The organism is Rhodanobacter sp. UC4437_H4 (genome assembly GCF_052978425.1).
Genome location: NZ_CM129673.1, coordinates 1,701,657 through 1,720,549 on the forward strand (window position 1 = coordinate 1,701,657; position 18,893 = coordinate 1,720,549).

The window sequence follows — 18,893 nt, forward strand, 5'->3', positions numbered from 1 at the left end:
TTCATGTGCGGCGGCGGCTCAGCGCGCTTGTGCCCGGGCGTCCGCCCGCACGCCGAGCCAGCCCTTGACCGAGGCGATCACCAGCGGAATCGCGCCGAAGCCGATGAAGATCAGGTCGCCGGGCAGGCGCAGCCACTCCACCAGGTGCGAACGCGACGTGGCCATGTACTCCACGCTGCGCGCGTGCCAGTAGCCGTGCTCGACCACGTCCCACAGCTGCATCACCCCGCTGGGGAACAGGCTCATCAGGATCATCAGCATCAGGCCGATATTGGTCCCCCAGAAGGCCACCTTGACGTACTTCTCGATGCCCGGCCAGCGCGCGTCGCTGCTGACCTGGCGCAGGCAGAACACCATCAGCGCGATCGCCAGCATGCCGAACACGCCCATCAGTGCCGCATGGCCATGGGTCGGCGTGACCTGGGTGCCCACTTCGTAGTAGCTGACGATCGGCAGGTTGAGGAAGAAGCCGAACATGCCCGCGCCGACGAAGTTCCAGAAGCCCACCGCCATCAGGAAGTAGAACGTCCACTTGTGCGGCACCCTGACCGACTTGCCGCACACGGCGCAGTCGCCGCGGGTGGTACGCACGAAATCCCAGGCATCCAGCGTCAGCAGGGTCAACGGCACCACCTCGAGCACCGAGAACAGGGCCGACAAGGCCATGTTGAAGTTCGTGTGGCCGGTGAAGTACCAGTGGTGCCCGGTGCCGATCAGGCCGCCGAGGAAATACAGGATCGCATCCAGGTAGATCACCCGCAGCGCCACGTTGCGTCGGGTCAGGCCCAGTTGGTAGAAGGTCAGCGCCACCACCGTGGTGGCGAAGAACTCGAAGAAGCCTTCCACCCACAGGTGGATGATCCAGAAGCGCCAGGTATCGACCACCGTGTAGTTGGTCTTCGCGCCGAAGAACAGCGCCGGCACGTAGAACACCGGAATGGCGACGGCCGCGAACATGAACATCTTCGCCAGCGGGCGTGCCGCCTCGTTGGCCACCGCACGCGGGCGTGCCAGCATCCACAGGATGACGAACCAGGCCAGCAGGCCGACCACCAGCAGGTACTGCCAGAACCGGCCCAGTTCCAGGTACTCCCAGCCCTGGTCGCCGAACCAGAACCACAGATGGCCCAGCTTCTGTTCGATGCCGGCCCACACGCCGAGCAGGCTGCCGCCGATCACCACCACGAAGGCGGCAAACAGCAGGTGCACCCAGCCGGCGAGCCAGCGCGGCTCGTCATCCGGCGCACGCAGCGAGCGGCCGAGGAACAGGGCGGCGGCGACATACGCGGTGGCGATCCAGAAGATCGCCGTCTGCAGATGCCAGGTGCGCAGCAGGTTGCTGGGAAAGATGTTCTCCAGCTGGAAGCCGTAGAAACTGCCCGGGTCGGCGCGGAAGTGGGCCACGCCGCCGCCGACCAGGGTCTGCATCAGGAACAGCAAGGCCACCACCACGAAGAACTTCATCAGCGCCCGCTGGCCCGCGCCGACCTGCCCCGGCAACAGCTGCGGGTGCACGTGGTGGCCGCGGCTGATCCAGCCCAGGTAGTCGAACTTGCCGAACGCCAGCAGCACGGTCGCGATGCCGGCCAGCAGCACCAGCAGGCTCAGCGCGCTCCACAGCAAGGCACTGCCGGTGGCCACGTTGCCGACGCTGGGGTCGTAGGGGAAGTTGTTGGTATACGACGCCTCCGTGCCCGGCCGCGTCGCCACCGAGGCCCACGCCGCCCAGGTCACGAAGGCGGTGAACTGGTGCAACTCCACCGGATCGCTGATCAGGCCCGGCTTGAGTCCCCCGTTTTTCGTCGGGTCCTTGAAATAGTCCGTCCAGTAGCCGATCTGCTGCCGGTAGGCGACGGCTTCGGCATCGGTCAGCTGCAGCACGCCGGTTTGCGCATCGTAGCGGTTGGTCTTCAGGACCACCGCCGTTTGCCCACGCACCGCCGCCAGTTGCTGGGCATCCAGCTCGCCCGGAGGCTTGCCGTACTGCTTGCCGGCGATCGCCGCCGCGGTGTCCACGCCCAGCCGGTGCAGTGCCTCGGCGGAGTAATCCGGCCCGAGGTACGCGCCATGTCCCCAGATGCTGCCGTTGTCCATCAGGCCGTATTTGAGAAAGACCGCCTGGCCGTCGCGGATGTCGTCACCGCTGAACAGGGCCGTGCCCTGGGCATCGACCACCTGCGCGGGAATCGGTGGCGCGTTGCGATAGGCCAGCGAGGTGATCGCCAGCAATCCGGCAAAGCCGAACACCAGCACGATCGCCACCGTTCGCAGCCACCATGGTGACAGTTCGGTATCGTCGTCGGTCAAGGGTTGCGCTGCCTCGTTCATCGTCGCTCCTCCGGCAAGATGAGTGCGCGCAAGCCTGTGGCGCAACCAGGCGGCGAAACGCTCCCGCCCTGCGTGTCGAACCGGCTCGCGCGGATCGATGCGGTGGTTCTGGTTCCCCCGTCAACGCATCGCCCGCCTACCATAAACCTTTTTGCTCCCCCGCAGCAGGGCGACGTGCCGGGTGGACTCAGCGCTTGAGCAGCGGCAGCTTGTTCGGTACGCCGTCCCACTTGTCGGCGTCTTCCATCGACGGGATCTTGCTGGTCAGCACCGGCCATTCCTTCGCCAGCTCCGCATTGATCGACATGTAGATCTCCTGCCCGGCCGGTACGTCGAGCTCGGGGAAGATCGCGCCGACCGGACACTCCTCCACGCACAACGTGCAGTCGATGCATTCGTCGGGATCGATCACCAGGAAATTGGGCCCGGCGTGGAAGCAATCGACCGGGCACACCTCGACGCAGTCGGTGTGCTTGCAGTTGATGCAGTTGTCGGTGACGACGTGCGTCATCATGCCTCCTTCCGCAGCCTCGCCGCGGTAACTACAGTGTCCGCGGCAACTGCTGCCGTGACCATGATCCAGATCAGTGTGCCACGGTCGCCGCCCACGCAGAATCCTTCCGATTCCTCATCTTCCCCAAGGAGCGACACCATGCGCAAACTGATTGCCGTTGCCCTGCTCGGGCTGCTCTCCACTCCGCTGATGGCTGCCGAGTGCGCCACCACCATCGAGGGCAGCGATGCGATGCAGTTCAACAAGAAGACCATCACCGTGCCGAGTACCTGCAAGACCTTCAAGGTCACGCTCAAGCACACCGGCAAGCTGCCGGTCACCGCGATGGGCCACAACTGGGTGCTGTCGCACGCCTCGGATGAAGCCGGCGTGGTCGCCGACGGCATGAAGGCCGGCGCGGCCAACAGCTACGAGAAGCCCGGTGACAGCCGTATCATCGCCCACACCAAGCTGATCGGCGCCGGCGAGAGCGACACCGCCACGATCAACGTGGCCAAGCTCAAGGCCGGCGAGCAGTACGCGTTCTTCTGCACCTTCCCCGGCCATGCCGCCCTGATGAAGGGCACGCTGAGCCTCGGCAAGTAAGCTTTGCCGCAACGGCAGCGCGCCCGGCCGAGATGGCCGGGTGCGCCTTTTCTGCGTCATGCGTCCGTTTCGTGCACCCTGCCCCGACATGAGCCCAGCCGAGCCCTTCAACGAAACCGCCATCGCCACGCTGGTCGACCACTTCTACGAGAAGGTGCGGCGCGATCCGGAGATCGGCCCGGTGTTCAATGCAGCCGTGCACGACTGGGACGAGCACAAGCGCCTGCTGACCTCGTTCTGGTGTTCGGTGGCGCTGCGTGCGGGCAGCTATCGCGGCAACCCGATGGCAGCACACCGCCCGCACCCGATCCGCGCCGAGCATTTCGATCGCTGGCTGGCACTGTGGCGTGAAACCTGCGGCGAGGAACTCGATCCGGTCCACGCCGAGCACATGCTGGAGTACGCCCAGCGCATCGGCCGCAGTTTGAAGTACGGCCTGGGCCTGCATCCCGAAGCGAAGCCGTTCGGTGTGCCTGTGATCGGCATCCATCGCTGATCGGCCACACCCCGATTCGCGCAAGGCCATTGCAGGAGCGCACCCTCTGCGCGACGTCTACCAGGAGCATCGCGCACAGGGTGCGCTACAGCATTCAGCGTAGGGCGGGCATTGCCCGCCGGCTCTTCGACAAGATGCGCGGCCAGCCTCGGCGGGCAGTGCCCGCCCTACTCACAGGCAAGCGAAAGTCCTGCTCAGCCCAGCGCTTTCAGCGCGGCGGCGTAATCCGGCTCGTCGCCGATCTCGCCCACCAGCTCGGTGTGCAGCACCTTGTCGTGCTCGTCCAGCACCACCACTGCCCGGGCGGCAAGGCCGGCCAGCGGGCCGTCGGCGATCGCCACGCCGTAATCGGCGAGGAATGCGCGGCCGCGCATCATCGACAGGTTGACCACCTGGTCCAGCCCTTCCGCGCCGCAGAACCGCTTCTGCGCAAACGGCAGGTCGGCGGAAATGCACAGCACCACGGTGTTGTCGAGCTTGCCCGCGGCCTCGTTGAAGTGGCGCACCGAGGCCGCGCAGGTCGGCGTGTCGACGCTGGGGAAGATGTTGAGCACCTTGCGCTTGCCGGCGAAACGCGACAGCCCGGCGTCGGAAAGGTCGCCCGCCACCAGCGAAAACGCCGGTGCGGCCGCGCCGACCGCGGGAAAGCTGCCGTCGACGCGAACCGGCTTGCCGTGGAGGGTAACTGTGGACATGGTGCGACTCCTGCTTTGTGAAAGGCTACAAGTAGAACATGGTCTTGGCCAGAAACACGATGCCGACCATCAGCGCCAGCACGATGCGGTGGGTGTGCTTGAACCGGCAGACGTCCATCTTCCCGTGGCGCATGGCCCACATCGCGTTGACGAACACGCCCAGTACGCCAAACGCCAGTACCACCTTGAGCAGCAGCCAGTTGCCGAAGCGCGAGCCGACGCAGGCAAAGCCGTCGCAGCGGATGTCGAACAGCATGAAACCGCTGGCGAACAGCAGCACTACCACCACCGGCATGTAGCGCCGTACCCGCGCCATCACCGCCTGCTCGATGCGCTGCATGGTGACGATGTCGAAGTGCTTGTGCAGCGACTCCACCACGATCACCTCGAACGCCACCGCACCGACGAACACGATGGCGCAGGCCAGGTGCAGCAGGACGATCCACGGATACCAGGCAAGCATGCGCGTTGGCCATGAGAAAGAACCAACGCCCAGCATCCGCCGCCCAGGCGGCGCCGGCCATGACCTGCATCAACCGGTGCCGGCGGCGCAGCCGCTGCACCGGTCTGTGACAATCCGCCCCGCGTCGCCGCCATCGCGGTTGACCTGCATCAGGGCCGCCGCCGCGCGCCGCCGCGAGCATGTCCCCTGCCGATTGTCGGCATTCGCGTTCTTTCGCCACCCATGGCAAGTCGAGGCTCCGCGTGAACAGTGTCGTCCCGCTCATCCATCCGTTGCGCCACACCGGGCGGCGCTGGGTCCACGAAGCACTCGAATGTCTGGCCCAGGAAGCCGCGCGCTCGGCCGACACGCACCTGCTGAAACTCAACTTCCCCGGCTTCCACGGCATCGACTTCTACTTCAAGGACGAGGCGAGCCATCCCAGCGGCAGCCTCAAGCACCGGCTGGCGCGCTCGCTGTACCTGTACGCGCTGTGCAACGGCCGGCTCGGCCCGGACCAGACGGTGGTCGACGCCTCCTCCGGCAGCACCGCGATCTCCGAGGCCTGGTTCGCGCGCCTGCTCGGCCTGCGTTTCGTCGCGGTGATGCCGGCGTGCACCGCGCCGGGGAAAATCCGCGACGTGCAGGCGCTGGGCGGCGAGGTCGACCTGGTGGACGACCCCGCCAAGGTGCATGCGCGCGCCGCCGAGCACGCGGCGCGCGGCGCCTGTCACCTGGATCAGTTCGGCCTGGCCGAGCGCGCCACCGACTGGCGCGGCAACAACAACATCGCCGAGTCGATCATCGGCCAGCTCGCCCGTGAGCGCTCGCCCGAGCCGCACTGGATCGTCTGCGGTGCGGGCACCGGCGGCACCTCGGCCACCATCGGCCGCTACCTGCGCTATCGCCGCCTGCACACCCGGCTGTGCATCGCCGACCCCGTCGGCAGCGGTTTCGTGTGCGGCTGGCAAAGCAACGACCGCAGCGCCGTGGCCAGCCGCCCCACCCTGATCGAAGGCATCGGCCGGCCGCGGGTCGAGCCGGGCTTCGTGTTCGAGGTGGTGGACCACGTGATCGGCGTGCCGGACGAAGCCTCCATCGCCGGCGCGTGGCTGCTCGGCGAGCTGTTCGGGCATCGCTACGGCGGCTCCTCGGGCACCAACTTCGTCGCCTGCCTGACCCTGGCGGCCACGATGCGCGCCGAAGGCCAGCGCGGCAGCATCGTCAGCCTGCTGTGCGATCGCGGCGAGCGCTACGCCGAAACCCTGTTCGACCCGCACTGGTTGACCGCGCACGGCATCGACCGCTCGCACAGCGAGGCGTCGCTGCGCCACAGCATCGAGACCGGCTGCGCGCCGCTGCGCCGGACAGCCTCCGCCTGACGCCGCGCCAATCCGCCGCAGGCACCGCCGGGCCGATTTGACCATGGTCAACACCGGCCACCCGCAGCCGGCCCATGCTGGCTTCCATATTTCACGGGAGACACGGCGATGGGCAGACTGAGCGGCAAGGTGGCACTGGTGACCGGCGCCGCCGTGGGCATCGGCGCCGCCTGCGCGCGCCGGCTGCTGGAAGCCGGCGCGAAAGTGGCGCTGGTCGACATGCAGGACGGGCCGGGCCAGCAGCTGGCCGCGGAACTCGGCGAGGGCGCGCGCTATTTCCACGCCGACGTGGCGGTAGAGGCCGAGGTGGCCGCGGCGATAGCCGGCACGGTCGCGGCGTTTGGACGTCTGGACGTCCTGGTCAACAACGCCGGCATCGCCGGCGCGAACAAGCCGACTCACGAAATCACCGAAGCCGAGTGGGACCGGGTGCAGGCGATCAACGTGAAGGGCGTGTTCTTCTGCACCAAGCACGCGATCGCGCCGCTGCGCGCGGCCGGCGGCGGCAGCATCATCAACCTGTCGTCGATCTACGGCCTGGTCGGCGCGCCGGATTCACCGCCCTACCACGCGTCCAAGGGCGCGGTGCGGCTGATGAGCAAGACCGACGCGATGCTGTACGCTGCCGACCGCATCCGGGTCAACTCGATCCATCCCGGCTTCATCTGGACGCCGATGGTGGAGCAGCACATCGCCTCGATGGGCGGCGACCCGGCCGAACACCGGCGCGAGGTCGGCGCGCTGCACCCGCTGGGCCACATGGGCGAGCCGGACGACATCGCCTGGGGCGTGGTCTACCTGGCGTCCGACGAATCGAAATTCGTGACCGGCAGCGAGCTGGTCATCGACGGCGGCTACACCTGCCACTGACCATCCACTGCTGGAGGACTCCACCATGTTCAAGCACATTTTGCTGCCCACCGACGGGTCCGAGCTGTCGCTGCGGGCGGTCGACACCGGTATCGAACTGGCTGCCAGACTCGGCGCCCGCGTATACGCATTCCACGTCATCGCGCCCTTCCCCGCCTCGGTCTACTTCGCCGAGTTCGTCGTGGCCAACGAGCCGGGCTATACCCGCGAGGCGATCGCCAACGCCGAACGCTACCTGGCCGACGTGCGCGGGCGGGCGCAGGCCGCCGGCGTTGCCTGCGAAGGCAGCCACGAAATCGATGCGCGTCCCTACTCGGCCATCGTCGGCGCCGCGCGCAAGCAGCAGTGCGACCTGATCGTGATGGCCTCGCACGGCTGGCGCGGCTTCGACCGGCTGTTGCTGGGCAGCGAGACGCACAAGGTGATCTTGAACGGCGACGTGCCGGTGCTGGTTTGCCGTTGAGCAACGGCCGGCGGGCCGCGGCGTGAACGGGAAGACAGCGCCGCCCGCCCGCCGCGGCCTCGACCCGGCCGAGGCGGCGCGCCGATTGGCGGCACACGGCCCGAACCTGCTGCCGGGCAGCGCCCCCAGGAGCATGCTCGCGATCGTCGGCGGCGTGCTGACCGAGCCGATGTTCCTGATGCTGCTGGTTGCCGGCGGCCTGTATCTGGCGTTGGGCGACCGCGCCGAGGCAGCGTTCCTGCTGTCGTTCGTGTTCGTGGTGATCGGCATCACGCTGGCGCAGGAGCGCAAGACCCAGCGGGCGCTGGAGTCGTTGCGCGAGCTGTCCGCACCGCGCGCGCTGGTGATCCGCGGCGGCGAGGAAAAGCGCATTCCCGGCCGCGAAGTGGTGGTGGGCGACTTGCTGGTGCTGCACGAGGGCGATCGCATCGCCGCCGACGCGGTGCTGCTGGACGGCCATCTCGACGTCAACGAATCGCTGCTCACCGGCGAGGCGGTGCCGGTCACCAAGCTCCCCGGCGAGGATACCGGCCAGCTGTTCGCCAGCACCGTGGCGACCAAGGGCGTCGGTGTCGCCGAGGTCCGCGCCATCGCCAGTGCCACCGCAGTCGGCCGCATCGGTCAGGCGCTGGCTGACACCGTCGAACCGGTGTCCGGCCTGCAACAGGCCTCGCGCCGGCTGATCCGCAACCTCACCGTCGGCGGCCTGCTGCTGGCCGCAGCGTACGCGTTGCTCGGCTGGCTGTGGGACGGCCACGGCCTGCTCCAGAGCGTGCTCGCCGGCATCGCGCTGACCATGGCGATCCTGCCGGAAGAGATCCCGGTGATCCTCACCGTGTTCCTGGCGCTGGGCGCGTGGCGGATCTCCAGGCACAAGGTGCTGACGCGCCGCGTGCCCGCGGTGGAAGCGCTGGGCGCGATCTCGGTACTGGCGGTGGACAAGACCGGCACGCTGACCCAGAACCGCATGCAGGTCGCCGAAATGCGCCTGATCGACAGCAGCACGCACGACCAGGACGCGCACGAGCTGCCCGAGCCGTTTCATGCGCTGGTCGAGTTCGCCATGCTGGCGACGCCGGCCGACCCGTTCGACCCGATGGAGAAGGCGATCCAGCAGTTCGGGCTGCACTGGCTCACCGATACCGAGCACGTGCACGCCGAGTGGGCGCCGGAATTCGAGTACGCGCTGTCGCCGGAGATCCTGGCGATGACCCACGTGTTCCGCGGCGACGCGCGCGGCACGCACCTGCTGGCGACCAAGGGCGCGCCGGAAGCGGTGATCGACCTGTGCCATCTGGCCGCCACTGACGCGGCGGCCATCCTGCGCCAGGTCGAGGGGATGGCCGAGCGCGGCCTGCGCGTGCTCGGCGTGGCCCGCGGCGAGTGGCACGGCGAAGCGTGGCCGCAAAGCCAGCACGACTTCGACTTCCGCTTCCTCGGCCTGCTCGGCTTCGTCGACCCGCCACGGCCGGAAGTGCCGGCGGCGATCGCCGAATGCCGCAGCGCCGGCATCCGCATCGTCATGATGACCGGCGACCACCCGGCCACCGCGCGGGCGATCGCGTGCGAGGTGGGCTTGAGCGAGCGCGCCGAGGTGATCACCGGCGTGGAAATGGCTGCACTGGACGACGCCGCGTTGCGCGAACGCCTGCATTGCGTCGACCTGTGCGCGCGGCTCAAGCCGGAGCAGAAACTGCGCCTGGTGCAGCTGCTGCGCGAAGGCGGCGAGGTGGTGGCGATGACCGGCGACGGCGTCAACGACGCGCCCGCGCTGAAGGCCGCCGACGTCGGCGTGGCGATGGGCGAGCGCGGCACCGACGTGGCACGCGAGGCGGCCGCGCTGGTGCTGCTGGACGACAGCTTCGCCAGCATCGTCAACGCGATCCGCCAGGGCCGGCGCATCTACGACAACATCACCAAGGCCACCCGCTTCGTGTTCGCCGTGCACATGCCGATCATCGCGCTGGCGCTGGTGCCGACCCTGCTGCACTGGCCGGTGTTGCTGATGCCGGTGCACATCGTGCTGCTGGAACTGCTGATCGACCCGGCCTGCTCGGTGGTGTACGAGGCCGACCCCGCCGCCGACGACATCATGCAGCGGCCGCCGCGCGCGCCATCGGACTCCCCGTTCGCCGCCGCCAACCTGCGCTACGCGGTGATCCAGGGCTTCGGCTTCGCCGGCATCCTGCTGCTCGGCTATGGCCTGCTGCTGGGCCAGGGCCTGGACGCAGCCTCCTGCCGCAGCGCGGTGTTCGTCGCGCTGGTGGTCGGGCTGTTCCTGCTGACCCTGGCCAACCGCGACCTGTCCCGCCCGGCGCTGAGCCGCATGCCGGCGCGCAACCCCTGGCTGCCGCGGATGTTCGGTGCCGTGGCGCTGATGCTGGCGAGCGTGATCGGCGTGCCGTTCTTCCGCGGCGTGATGGGGCTGGCGGCACCAGGCGTCCCCATGCTGCTCGCCAGTGCCGCCATGCTGGCCGCCACCATTGCCTGGCTGGAACTGCTGCGTCGCACGGCGCGCGGAAGGCTGCGCCAGGCAGCGGTGCGCTGAAGCGGGCGCTTGCGCCCGGCGTCGCCAACGGCCGAACGCCGCTCGCCATCGCCAGCCTCCGGACCGCCGGCACGCGATGCGCCGGCGGTCCGCCGCAAGGCCGTCGCCCCGGCGAACACTCAAGCCGCGAAGCCCGCACCGACAGCGCTTGACAACGATCCCGGTCGCAATAAGATAGTAATTACTCACTTACTTCTGGCGAGCCAGCACGATGGACATTCAGCGCAAGCACCTGCCTGCCGACGAGCGCCGCGCAGTCACCGTCGAGGCGGTCATCAAGCTGGCGGCCGAGCAGAACCCCAGCGAGATCACCACCGCGGCGATCGCCAGCTCGATGAAGCTGACCCAGGGTGCGCTGTTCCGCCACTTCCCGAACAAGGACGCGATTTGGCAGGCGGCGATGGAGTGGGTGGCCGACCACCTGCTGGCACGGGTCGAGCGCGCCGCGCGCAACGCGGCCAGCCCGCTGGCCGCGCTGGAAGCCATGTTCATGGCGCATATCGCGTTCGTCGCCGAACACGCCGGCGTGCCGCGCATGCTGTTCGGCGAACTGCAGCGGGCCGAGAGCACCGCCGCCAAGCGCATGGTCCAGACCATGATCCGCCGCTACGGCGAGCGCCTGCGTGCCCTGATCGAGGATGGCCAAGCCGCCGGCGAACTGGATCCGCAGTTGGACCCGGCCGCGGCGGCCACGCTGTTCATCGGCAGCATCCAGGGCCTGGTGATGCAGGCCCTGCTGGCCGGCGACACCCGCCACATGCGCAAGGAAGCGGCGGGCGCGTTTGCGATCTACCGCCGCGGCATCGCGCGCGCCGACTGAAGCGATCCCCCTCCTGCAAGCGAACGTTCCCCCCCACGAACCGAGAGCCATGACCATGACTACCCACCAGCACCGCGGCATCTGGACCTGGCTGCTTTCCCTGCTCGCCATCGGCTTCGGCCTGTTGACCCTCAGGGAAGGTGCGGCAGTGCTGTTCGTCGACGGCGCCGCGCGCCAGGCCGCCGGCCACTACGTGCCGTTCGTGCTCTGGTTCAATTTCCTGGCCGGGTTTGCCTACGTCGTCGCCGGGATCGGACTGTGGCGATGCCGGCGCTGGGCGGCATGGCTGGCGCTCGCCATCGCGCTGGCGACGGCGCTGGTCTTCCTCGCTTTCGGCTTGCATGTGGCCCTGGGCGGCGCGTGGGAGCGTCGCACGCCGGTCGCCATGACCTTGCGCACGCTGGTGTGGCTCGGCATTGCGGTGCTGGCCCGGCGTCTGTCGGTGAGCGCGGCGCCGGTGGCGCACGCGCACTGAACACCTCTTCTCACGTGGAAAAACCGTCGCGATGAAAACTCCGAGCCTTCCCACTGGAAAAACCCGCTGGATCGCCATCGCCGTCATGGTGATCGCGCTGGGCGGCATCCTGGCGTTCTGGCTGCTGCGCGACCGCGGCAATCCGAACGTGTTGCGCCTGTACGGCAACGTCGACATCCGCGAGGTGGAGCTGGCCTTTCGTCAGTCCGGCCGCCTGACTGACATGGCCTTTGACGAAGGCGACACCATCACCGCCGGCGCCGTCATGGCGCAGCTCGACGCCACGCCTTACCGCGAGAAGCTGGCGGCGGCCGAAGCCGAACTCCAGGCCGCGCAGGCCCAACTGGACAAGCTGCATCGCGGCAACCGACCGCAGGAAATCGCCCAAGTGCGCGAGCAGGTGCGCCAGGCGCAGGCCAGCGCCACCGAGGCCGAGCGCAACTTCAAGCGCCAGCGCACCTTGCTCGAATCGGGCGCCAGCAGCCAGCGCGCCGCCGACGCCGCGCGCGCCACCCGCGACCAGTCCGCCGCCAAGCTGGCCGCCGCGCAGGCGGCGCTGGCGCTGGCCAGCGCCGGCTTCCGCAGCGAGGACATCGCCGCCGGCAAGGCGCGCGTGGCCGCGGCCGCCGCCGCCCTGAGCCAGGCGCGCACCGCGGTGGCCGATGCGACGCTGATCGCGCCCAGCAACGGCATCGTGATCGCCCGCGTGCGCGAACCGGGCAGCATGGTGGCCAGCGGCATGCCGGTGTACAGCCTGAGCCTGCGCGACCCGGTGTACCTGCGCGCGTATGTCGGCGAGGCGGACCTGGGCCGCATCGCATCGGGCACAAAAGTGCGCGTGCACACCGATTCCTCGGCGACCGTCTATCACGGCCAGATCGGCTTCATCTCGCCGCGCGCGGAATTCACCCCAAAGACGGTGGAGACCGCCGACCTGCGCACCGACCTGGTCTACCGCCTGCGCGTGGTGGTGTCCGACGCCGACGAGGGCCTGCGCCAAGGCATGCCGGTGACGGTCGACGTCGACACCGCCAGCCAGCCCGCGCGGGGGCACTGAGATGGGTCCGCAGCCTGCCAGCGTTGCCTCGCAACCCGGCAAGCACGATGCCGCGGTGGTGATCGACGGCGTCGGCAAGCGCTTCGGTGAGGTCCAGGCGCTGCGCGGCCTCAGCGCCACGATCCGCTACGGCCGCCTCACCGGCCTGGTCGGCCCCGACGGTGCCGGCAAGACCACGTTGATGCGGATCATGACCGGGCTGCTGGTCCCCGACGCCGGCAGCGTCACCCTGGCCGGTTTCGACGTGGTCAAGGACAACGACGCCATCCACGTCGCCAGCGGCTACATGCCGCAGCGCTTCGGCCTATACGAAGACCTGACCGTGATGGAGAACATGCGCCTCTATGCGCGCCTGCGCGGCATGGACGCAGAGCACAACACCGAGCTGTTCGACGAGCTGCTCGAATTCACCCGGCTGGGGCCCTTCACCGCGCGCCTGGCCGGCAAGCTTTCCGGCGGCATGAAACAAAAACTCGGCCTGGCCTGCGCGCTGATGGCGCGGCCCAAGGTGCTGCTGCTGGACGAGCCGGGGGTGGGCGTCGACCCGGTCAGCCGGCAGGATCTGTGGCGCATGGTGCAGGCGCTGACCGACGAGGGCATGGCGGTGGTCTGGTCCACCGCCTACCTCGACGAGGCAGAGCGCTGCGAGAGCGTGCTGCTGCTGAACCAGGGACAGCTGCTGTTCGACGGGCCGCCGCAGGAACTGACCGCGCAGCTCGAAGGTCGCAGCTTCCGCCTCGAGAACGTCGGCGCCGAGCGCCGCGCGGTACTGACCGAGGCGCTCGACCTGCCCAGCGTGAGCGATGGCGTGATCCAGGGCGCCGGCGTGCGCGTGGTGCTGCGCGCAGGCGCCGGCGCGCAGCAGGTGCAGGCGCTGGCCGAGCGCTCGCGGGTGGAACTGGCGCCGGTGCCGGCGCGCTTCGAGGACGCCTTCATCGACCTGCTCGGCGGCGGCCCCGGCGGCACCTCGACCTTGGCCGAGCGGCTGCCGCCGGTCGAACTGGGCTCCGACATCGCCGTCTCCTGCCGCCACCTCACCAAGCGCTTCGGCGCCTTCACCGCCACCGACGACGTCAGCTTCGAGGTGCACAAGGGCGAGATCTTCGGCCTGCTCGGTCCCAACGGCGCCGGCAAATCGACCACCTTCAAGATGCTGTGCGGCCTGCTCAAGCCGAGCGCGGGCGAGGCGCACGTGGTGGGCCTCGACCTGCGCCGCGCCACCGGCGCGGCCAAGAGCCGCCTCGGCTACATGGCGCAGAAGTTCTCGCTCTACGGCCTGCTCTCGGTACGGCAGAACCTGGAGTTCTCGGCCGGCGTGTACCAGCTGGAAGGCGACACGCGACGCCAGCGCATCGAGGAGATGATTGCCACCTTCGATCTCGGCGGCTGGCTGTCCGCCACGCCCGACTCGCTGCCGCTCGGGCACAAGCAGCGCCTGGCGCTGGCCTGTTCGCTGATGCACCGCCCGCCCGTGCTGTTCCTGGACGAGCCCACCTCGGGCGTGGACCCGATCACCCGGCGCGAGTTCTGGACCCACATCAACGGGCTGGCACGCAAAGGCGTGACCATCATGGTCACCACCCACTTCATGGACGAGGCCGAATACTGCGACCGGGTGGCCATGCTCTCGCGTGCGCGCCTGATCGCGCTGGACACGCCCGACGCGCTCAAGCGCATGGCGATCACCCCGCAGCGGCCGGACCCGACCATGGAGGATGCCTTCATCCATCTGGTGGAATCGGCCGAACGCGAAACGGAGGCGGCCGCATGAACGCCGCCAGGCACAAACTCGGGGATGGCGCGCTGCCGGCCGGCTCGCGGCGTTTCGACCGGCGGCGGCTGATGGCCCTGGTGGTCAAGGAAAGCCATCAGGCCTTGCGCGACCCCTCGACGCTGCTGATCGCGTTCGTGCTGCCGGTGGTGCTGCTGTTGCTGTTCGCCTATGCGGTGTCGCTGGACGCCAAACAGGTGCGCGTCGGCGTGGTGCTGGAATCTCCCGGCGCCTCCGCGCAGTCCCTGGCCGCGGCTTTTTCGGGCACCCGTTTCCTCGACGTGCATTTCGCGCACGACCGGCGCGAGGTGGCCGACCAGCTGGTCTCCGGCGCGCTGCGCGGCTACGTGGTGATCCCGCAGGATTTCGAGCAGCGCCTGGCCCGGCGCGGCCGCGAGCCGCTGGTGCAGATCATCACCGACGGCTCCTACCCCAACACCGCCAACTACGTGGAGAACTACGCCCGTGGCGTGGTGCAGTCGTGGCGCGCCGGGCGCGGCGCCGCCTCGCCCGCGCAGGCCGTGGCGCTGGAGCCGCGCTACTGGTTCAACCCCGAGCTGGAAAGCCGCCGCGCGCTGATCCCCGGCGCCATCGCCATCGTCATGACCATCATCGGCACCATGCTCACGGCGCTGGTGGTGGCGCGCGAGTGGGAGCGCGGCACGATGGAGGCGGTGCTGTCCACGCCCGCGTCGGTGGTCGAGATCCTGATCGGCAAGCTCCTGCCCTATTTCGTGCTCGGCATGCTGTCCACGCTGGGCGCCGCGGCGCTGGCGGTGTACGCCTTCGGTGTGCCGCTGCGCGGCTCGCTGGCGGCGTTGCTGCTGTTGTCGGCGGTGTTCATGGTGCCGGCGCTGGGGCAGGGTCTGCTGATCTCGTCGCTGGCGCGCAACCAGTTCCTGGCGGCACAGATTGCACTGTTCACCGGCTTCCTGCCGGCCTTCATGCTGTCGGGCTTTTTGTACGAGATCGACGCCATGCCGGCGCCGATCCGCGCCGTCACCCATCTGATCCCGGCGCGCTATTTCGTCGAATCGCTGAAGACGGTGTTCCTCGCCGGCGACATCTGGGCGGTATTCGTGCCCAACCTGCTGGCCATGGCGGCCATCGGCGCGGTGTTCTTCGTGCTGGCCAAGCGCGCCACGCGCAAGAACCTGGAGTAGCGCCCATGTCCGGCTCCCTGCTCAGCTTCACCCGCCTGCGCGCGCAGTTCGTCAAGGAAATCCTGAGCATCCTGCGCGACCCGCGCAGCCGCATGGTGGTATTCGTGCCGCCGATCCTGCAGCTGCTGGTGTTCGCCTTCGCCGCCACGCTCGAAGTGCGCAACGTCGATATCGCCGTCTACAACCAGGACGCCGGCCGCTGGTCGCTCGAGCTGATGCAGCGGCTGGACAGCGCCCGCTTCATCAGCCACGTCCGGCACGCGGACAGCCAGCGGCAGCTGCACGAACTGATCGACCGCGGCGAGATCATCGCGGCGCTGGCCATCCCGGCGGATTTCTCGCGCACGATCGCCGCCGGCGGCAGCGGCCGTGCGCAGGTGCTGGTCGACGGCCGGCGCAGCAACTCCGGCCAGATCACCGTGGCCTATCTCTCGACCATCGCCGCCGAAGTCGGCGCCGCCGTCGTGCCGGGCACGCAGGCGCCGACGCCGGTGGTCGTGCGCCACTGGTTCAACCCGAACCTGGTCTACCGCTGGTTCATCGTGCCGGGCCTGACCGGCATCCTGGCGCTGTTCAGCGCGCTCTTGATCACCTCGCTGTCGATCGCGCGCGAGCGCGAGCTGGGCACGTTCGACCAGTTGCTGGTATCGCCCACTTCGACGCCGGAAATCATCATTTCCAAATCGCTGCCGGCACTGGCGATCGGCACCTTGCTCGGCCTGTTCATGATCAGCGCCGGCGTGTTCCTGTTCGGCATCCCCTTTACCGGCTCGTTCGCCCTGCTGCTGGCGAGCCTGATGCTGTTCATCCTGTCGGTGGTCGGCATCGGACTGATGATTTCCGCGGTCAGCGCGACGCAGCAGCAGGCCATCCTCGGCGCCTTCGCCATCGGCGTGCCGGCGGTGCTGATGTCGGGCTTCGCCACGCCGGTGGAGAACATGCCGGCGGCGCTGCAATGGATGGCGCAGGCCATCCCGCTCACCCACTTCCTGGTCATCGTCGAAGGCACCTTCCTCAAGGCGATGCCGGCGGCGGACGTCCTCGCCAACCTCTGGCCGCTGGCGGTGATCGCGCTGGTCACGCTGACCCTGGCCACGGCGCTGGTGCGCAGCCGCCTGCAGTGACCACCCCAAGCCATGCATGAAGGAGTTGCCATGACCCGCTCATCGAATCGCCGCTACGGCGCACCACGCGCGGCAGCCATCGCGCTGGGCACGCTGCTGCTCGGCGCGTGCGCGGCAGGCCCCGACTACCGCGGGCCGCCGAAGGTGGACACCGGCCGCGGCTGGACGCAGCCGGTCGCCGGCGCGCAAGCACCGACTGGCCTGTCGACCTGGTGGACGACGCTGGGCGACCCGACGCTGGACCGGCTGGTCGCCACCGCGCTGTCGGACAATCCCGACCTGCGCCAGGCGCTGGCGCGCATCGCCGAGGAACGCGCCCTGCGCGATCGCGCGGCCGGCGGTTACGCGCCGACCGTCGGCGCTGGCGCCAGCGTGACCCGGCGCCGGCAGAGCAAGAACGGTCCGCTGCCGATCGGCGCCATTCCCGGACTGGCGCGGGACCAGACCATCCACGACGCCGGCTTCGACGCCGGCTGGGAGATTGACCTTTTCGGCGCCACCCGGCGCGCCGTGCAGAGCGCCGCGGCCAGCATGCAGGCCGCGCAGGAGGATGCCGCCGGCGTACGCATCAGCGTCGCCGCGGAAGTGGCGCGCAGCTACCTTACCCTGCGCGGCGCGCAACGCGAGCTGGCCGCGCGCGAAGCTTCGGTGCAGGCGCTCGCGCAGGCGGCGGACCTGGTCGGCCAACGCTTCCGTGCGGGCGACGCGGCGCAGGCCGATGTCGATGCCGCGCAGGCGCGGCTGGACGCCGCCTCAGCCGGCCTGCCTGCCATCCAGGCGCGCGCGCGTGCCGCGGCGCTGGGCCTGGGCGTGTTGCTGGGTGCGCCACCCGAGCGCGAGCTGGCCCTGCTCGATACCGCCGCGGCACCGATCACGCTGGCGCCGATCCCGGTCGGCCAGCGCGCCGACATCCTGCGCCGCCGGCCGGATGTGCGTGCGGCCGAGCGACGCCTGGCCGCACGCACTGCCGACATCGGCGTGGCGACGGCGGAGCTGTTCCCGAAGCTGTCGATCGGCGCCAGCGGCGGCTTCCAGGCGCTGCAGGCGGGCCAGCTGTTCGACTCGGCCAGCCAGCGCTTCTCGATCATGCCGCTGATCTCCTGGCGCGTGTTCGATGGCGGCCGCGTGCGCGCGCAGATCCGAGCCAGCGAGGCACGCGAGCAGCAGGCCGCGCTCGCCTACGAGAAGGCCGTGCTGACCGCGCTGGGCGACGCGGAGCGCGCGCTCGGCGACTACCGGCTCGGCGTGGAGGCGGTACGGCTGCAGCGGACCGCCCTCGAGGCCGCGCGGCGCAGCTACGCCCACGCGCAGGCACGCTACGCCGCCGGCGACATCGCGCTGACCGACCTGCTGGCCGAAGAGCGCGTGCTGCGCGACGCCGAGGACGGCTATGCGCGCACGCATACCGCTGCCGCCGTCGACCTGGTGGCGCTGTTCAAGGCGCTGGGCGGCGGCTGGGACCCCGCCGCCGGCGATGCCGGCAGCCGCAGCCAGGGCAAGGCCGCGCCGCGGTCGCCGGCACGGCAGGAGGTGCCGCCCCATGGGTGACAGGCAACCGCGACACCTGCGCGGATACTGCCGGCGCCGCGACGGTGCATGCCGGACGGACGGCCATTCGCAAAGGACCCTGCTCGTGCCCTTGCTGCTCACGGCGCTGGCCGGGGCCCCGCCCTCCTTCGCGCAGGCGGTGGCCGGCGACGCGCACTACGCCGAAGCTACCGCCCGGCGCCAGCTCCAGCTCGACCACGGCCAGCGCTGGCCTGCCGATGCCGCGTTGCGCGAAGGCATGCGGCGCATCCGCGCCGTCGCACTGTGGATGCAGCAGGCGCAGGCCGAGGGTTCGCTGTCGGCCCGGCAATCCCGCGCCGCCACCGCATCGATCGAGGACAGCGTGGCCGCCATCGTCGACCACCCTCCGCGCGGCGACGGCGTGGACGCCAACCTGCGCCTGCTGCTCGGCCGCGTGCTCGCCGCCGACGGGTTGCCGCAACTGCTCGACGCGCTCGAACTGTACCCGCGCTACTTCGCGGACCCGGACTGGCAGCCGCTGACAGCCAACCCAGCCGCCGACCGGGGATCACCCGACCAGGCATCCACCCAGGCCACGCCACCCTGACCGCCCGATCGCCGGCTACCACCGGGCAGCCTTGCCGCCGGCGC

General features: G+C 69.5%; 18 protein-coding genes. 14 read left to right on the forward strand and 4 right to left on the reverse strand.

Annotated features, from left to right (window positions below; all coding sequences use genetic code 11):
- Positions 1 to 18: 18 nt before the first annotated feature.
- Positions 19 to 2,328 (reverse strand): nitric-oxide reductase large subunit, encoded by a 2,310-nt coding sequence (locus ACVCL3_RS07955; protein WP_447100936.1) that lies wholly within the window; start codon positions 2,326 to 2,328, stop codon positions 19 to 21.
- Positions 2,329 to 2,515: 187 nt separating this feature from the next.
- Positions 2,516 to 2,839, reverse strand: a complete 324-nt coding sequence (gene fdxA / locus ACVCL3_RS07960) for a ferredoxin FdxA (RefSeq protein ID WP_395121338.1) — start codon at positions 2,837 to 2,839, stop codon at positions 2,516 to 2,518.
- 141 nt (positions 2,840 to 2,980) lie between these two features.
- Here fdxA and azu point away from each other — a divergent pair, with 141 nt between their 5' ends.
- Positions 2,981 to 3,427 carry an azurin gene (gene azu / locus ACVCL3_RS07965; protein ID WP_395116448.1) on the forward strand — a complete coding sequence of 149 codons (447 nt, stop codon included), beginning with the start codon at positions 2,981 to 2,983 and terminating at the stop codon, positions 3,425 to 3,427.
- Between the two features lie 88 nt (positions 3,428 to 3,515).
- A complete protein-coding gene (locus ACVCL3_RS07970) occupies positions 3,516 to 3,923 on the forward strand; it encodes a group III truncated hemoglobin (protein WP_395116446.1) in 408 nt (135 codons plus the stop codon).
- Positions 3,924 to 4,117: 194 nt separating this feature from the next.
- Here the strand turns inward: ACVCL3_RS07970 and tpx are convergent, their stop codons facing one another.
- Both tpx and ACVCL3_RS07980 read right to left on the reverse strand, forming a co-directional pair.
- A complete protein-coding gene (tpx, locus tag ACVCL3_RS07975; protein WP_395116444.1) occupies positions 4,118 to 4,618 on the reverse strand; it encodes a thiol peroxidase in 501 nt (166 codons plus the stop codon).
- A 25-nt stretch (positions 4,619 to 4,643) separates the two neighbouring features.
- Positions 4,644 to 5,081, reverse strand: a complete 438-nt coding sequence (locus ACVCL3_RS07980; RefSeq protein ID WP_395116442.1) for a CopD family copper resistance protein — start codon at positions 5,079 to 5,081, stop codon at positions 4,644 to 4,646.
- 242 nt (positions 5,082 to 5,323) lie between these two features.
- Here ACVCL3_RS07980 and ACVCL3_RS07985 point away from each other — a divergent pair, with 242 nt between their 5' ends.
- The 12 genes from ACVCL3_RS07985 (at position 5,324) to ACVCL3_RS08040 (ending at position 18,849) form a co-directional block, all read left to right on the forward strand.
- Positions 5,324 to 6,442, forward strand: a complete 1,119-nt coding sequence (locus tag ACVCL3_RS07985) for a PLP-dependent cysteine synthase family protein (protein WP_395116440.1) — start codon at positions 5,324 to 5,326, stop codon at positions 6,440 to 6,442.
- A gap of 108 nt (positions 6,443 to 6,550) precedes the next feature.
- Positions 6,551 to 7,312 (forward strand): glucose 1-dehydrogenase, encoded by a 762-nt coding sequence (locus tag ACVCL3_RS07990; protein ID WP_447100937.1) that lies wholly within the window; start codon positions 6,551 to 6,553, stop codon positions 7,310 to 7,312.
- A gap of 25 nt (positions 7,313 to 7,337) precedes the next feature.
- Complete coding sequence (locus tag ACVCL3_RS07995) at positions 7,338 to 7,775, forward strand: universal stress protein (RefSeq protein WP_395116436.1); 438 nt, start codon at positions 7,338 to 7,340, stop codon at positions 7,773 to 7,775.
- Positions 7,776 to 7,797: 22 nt separating this feature from the next.
- Complete coding sequence (locus ACVCL3_RS08000) at positions 7,798 to 10,323, forward strand: cation-translocating P-type ATPase (RefSeq protein ID WP_447100938.1); 2,526 nt, start codon at positions 7,798 to 7,800, stop codon at positions 10,321 to 10,323.
- Positions 10,324 to 10,534: 211 nt separating this feature from the next.
- A complete protein-coding gene (locus ACVCL3_RS08005; protein WP_447100939.1) occupies positions 10,535 to 11,143 on the forward strand; it encodes a TetR/AcrR family transcriptional regulator in 609 nt (202 codons plus the stop codon).
- A 49-nt stretch (positions 11,144 to 11,192) separates the two neighbouring features.
- Complete coding sequence (locus ACVCL3_RS08010) at positions 11,193 to 11,618, forward strand: hypothetical protein (protein WP_447097196.1); 426 nt, start codon at positions 11,193 to 11,195, stop codon at positions 11,616 to 11,618.
- A gap of 31 nt (positions 11,619 to 11,649) precedes the next feature.
- The gene (gene hlyD / locus ACVCL3_RS08015; RefSeq protein WP_447100940.1) at positions 11,650 to 12,675 is read left to right on the forward strand and encodes a secretion protein HlyD; all 1,026 of its coding nucleotides are present in this window, start codon (positions 11,650 to 11,652) and stop codon (positions 12,673 to 12,675) included.
- Between the two features lies 1 nt (position 12,676).
- Positions 12,677 to 14,446, forward strand: a complete 1,770-nt coding sequence (locus ACVCL3_RS08020; protein WP_447100941.1) for an ATP-binding cassette domain-containing protein — start codon at positions 12,677 to 12,679, stop codon at positions 14,444 to 14,446.
- A complete protein-coding gene (locus ACVCL3_RS08025) occupies positions 14,443 to 15,609 on the forward strand; it encodes an ABC transporter permease (protein WP_447097199.1) in 1,167 nt (388 codons plus the stop codon). Before ACVCL3_RS08020 ends, ACVCL3_RS08025 begins: the two co-directional genes overlap by 4 nt.
- Before the next feature lie 5 nt (positions 15,610 to 15,614).
- Positions 15,615 to 16,733 (forward strand): ABC transporter permease, encoded by a 1,119-nt coding sequence (locus ACVCL3_RS08030; RefSeq protein ID WP_447100942.1) that lies wholly within the window; start codon positions 15,615 to 15,617, stop codon positions 16,731 to 16,733.
- Between the two features lie 30 nt (positions 16,734 to 16,763).
- Positions 16,764 to 18,281 (forward strand): efflux transporter outer membrane subunit, encoded by a 1,518-nt coding sequence (locus ACVCL3_RS08035; protein ID WP_447097201.1) that lies wholly within the window; start codon positions 16,764 to 16,766, stop codon positions 18,279 to 18,281.
- An 85-nt stretch (positions 18,282 to 18,366) separates the two neighbouring features.
- Positions 18,367 to 18,849 carry a hypothetical protein gene (locus ACVCL3_RS08040; RefSeq protein WP_447097202.1) on the forward strand — a complete coding sequence of 161 codons (483 nt, stop codon included), beginning with the start codon at positions 18,367 to 18,369 and terminating at the stop codon, positions 18,847 to 18,849.
- The last annotated feature ends 44 nt before the right edge of the window (positions 18,850 to 18,893 follow it).

Coding starts and splice junctions, on each gene's coding strand:
- hlyD (WP_447100940.1), top strand. CDS start 11,650: ATGAAAACTCCGAGCCTTCCCACTGGAAAAACCCGCTGGATCGCCATC.
- tpx (WP_395116444.1), bottom strand. CDS start 4,618: ATGTCCACAGTTACCCTCCACGGCAAGCCGGTTCGCGTCGACGGCAGC.
- ACVCL3_RS08035 (WP_447097201.1), top strand. CDS start 16,764: ATGACCCGCTCATCGAATCGCCGCTACGGCGCACCACGCGCGGCAGCC.
- ACVCL3_RS08030 (WP_447100942.1), top strand. CDS start 15,615: ATGTCCGGCTCCCTGCTCAGCTTCACCCGCCTGCGCGCGCAGTTCGTC.
- ACVCL3_RS07990 (WP_447100937.1), top strand. CDS start 6,551: ATGGGCAGACTGAGCGGCAAGGTGGCACTGGTGACCGGCGCCGCCGTG.
- ACVCL3_RS08010 (WP_447097196.1), top strand. CDS start 11,193: ATGACCATGACTACCCACCAGCACCGCGGCATCTGGACCTGGCTGCTT.
- ACVCL3_RS07980 (WP_395116442.1), bottom strand. CDS start 5,081: ATGCTTGCCTGGTATCCGTGGATCGTCCTGCTGCACCTGGCCTGCGCC.
- ACVCL3_RS08020 (WP_447100941.1), top strand. CDS start 12,677: ATGGGTCCGCAGCCTGCCAGCGTTGCCTCGCAACCCGGCAAGCACGAT.
- ACVCL3_RS08005 (WP_447100939.1), top strand. CDS start 10,535: ATGGACATTCAGCGCAAGCACCTGCCTGCCGACGAGCGCCGCGCAGTC.
- azu (WP_395116448.1), top strand. CDS start 2,981: ATGCGCAAACTGATTGCCGTTGCCCTGCTCGGGCTGCTCTCCACTCCG.
- ACVCL3_RS07970 (WP_395116446.1), top strand. CDS start 3,516: ATGAGCCCAGCCGAGCCCTTCAACGAAACCGCCATCGCCACGCTGGTC.
- ACVCL3_RS07955 (WP_447100936.1), bottom strand. CDS start 2,328: ATGAACGAGGCAGCGCAACCCTTGACCGACGACGATACCGAACTGTCA.
- ACVCL3_RS07995 (WP_395116436.1), top strand. CDS start 7,338: ATGTTCAAGCACATTTTGCTGCCCACCGACGGGTCCGAGCTGTCGCTG.
- fdxA (WP_395121338.1), bottom strand. CDS start 2,839: ATGACGCACGTCGTCACCGACAACTGCATCAACTGCAAGCACACCGAC.
- ACVCL3_RS08025 (WP_447097199.1), top strand. CDS start 14,443: ATGAACGCCGCCAGGCACAAACTCGGGGATGGCGCGCTGCCGGCCGGC.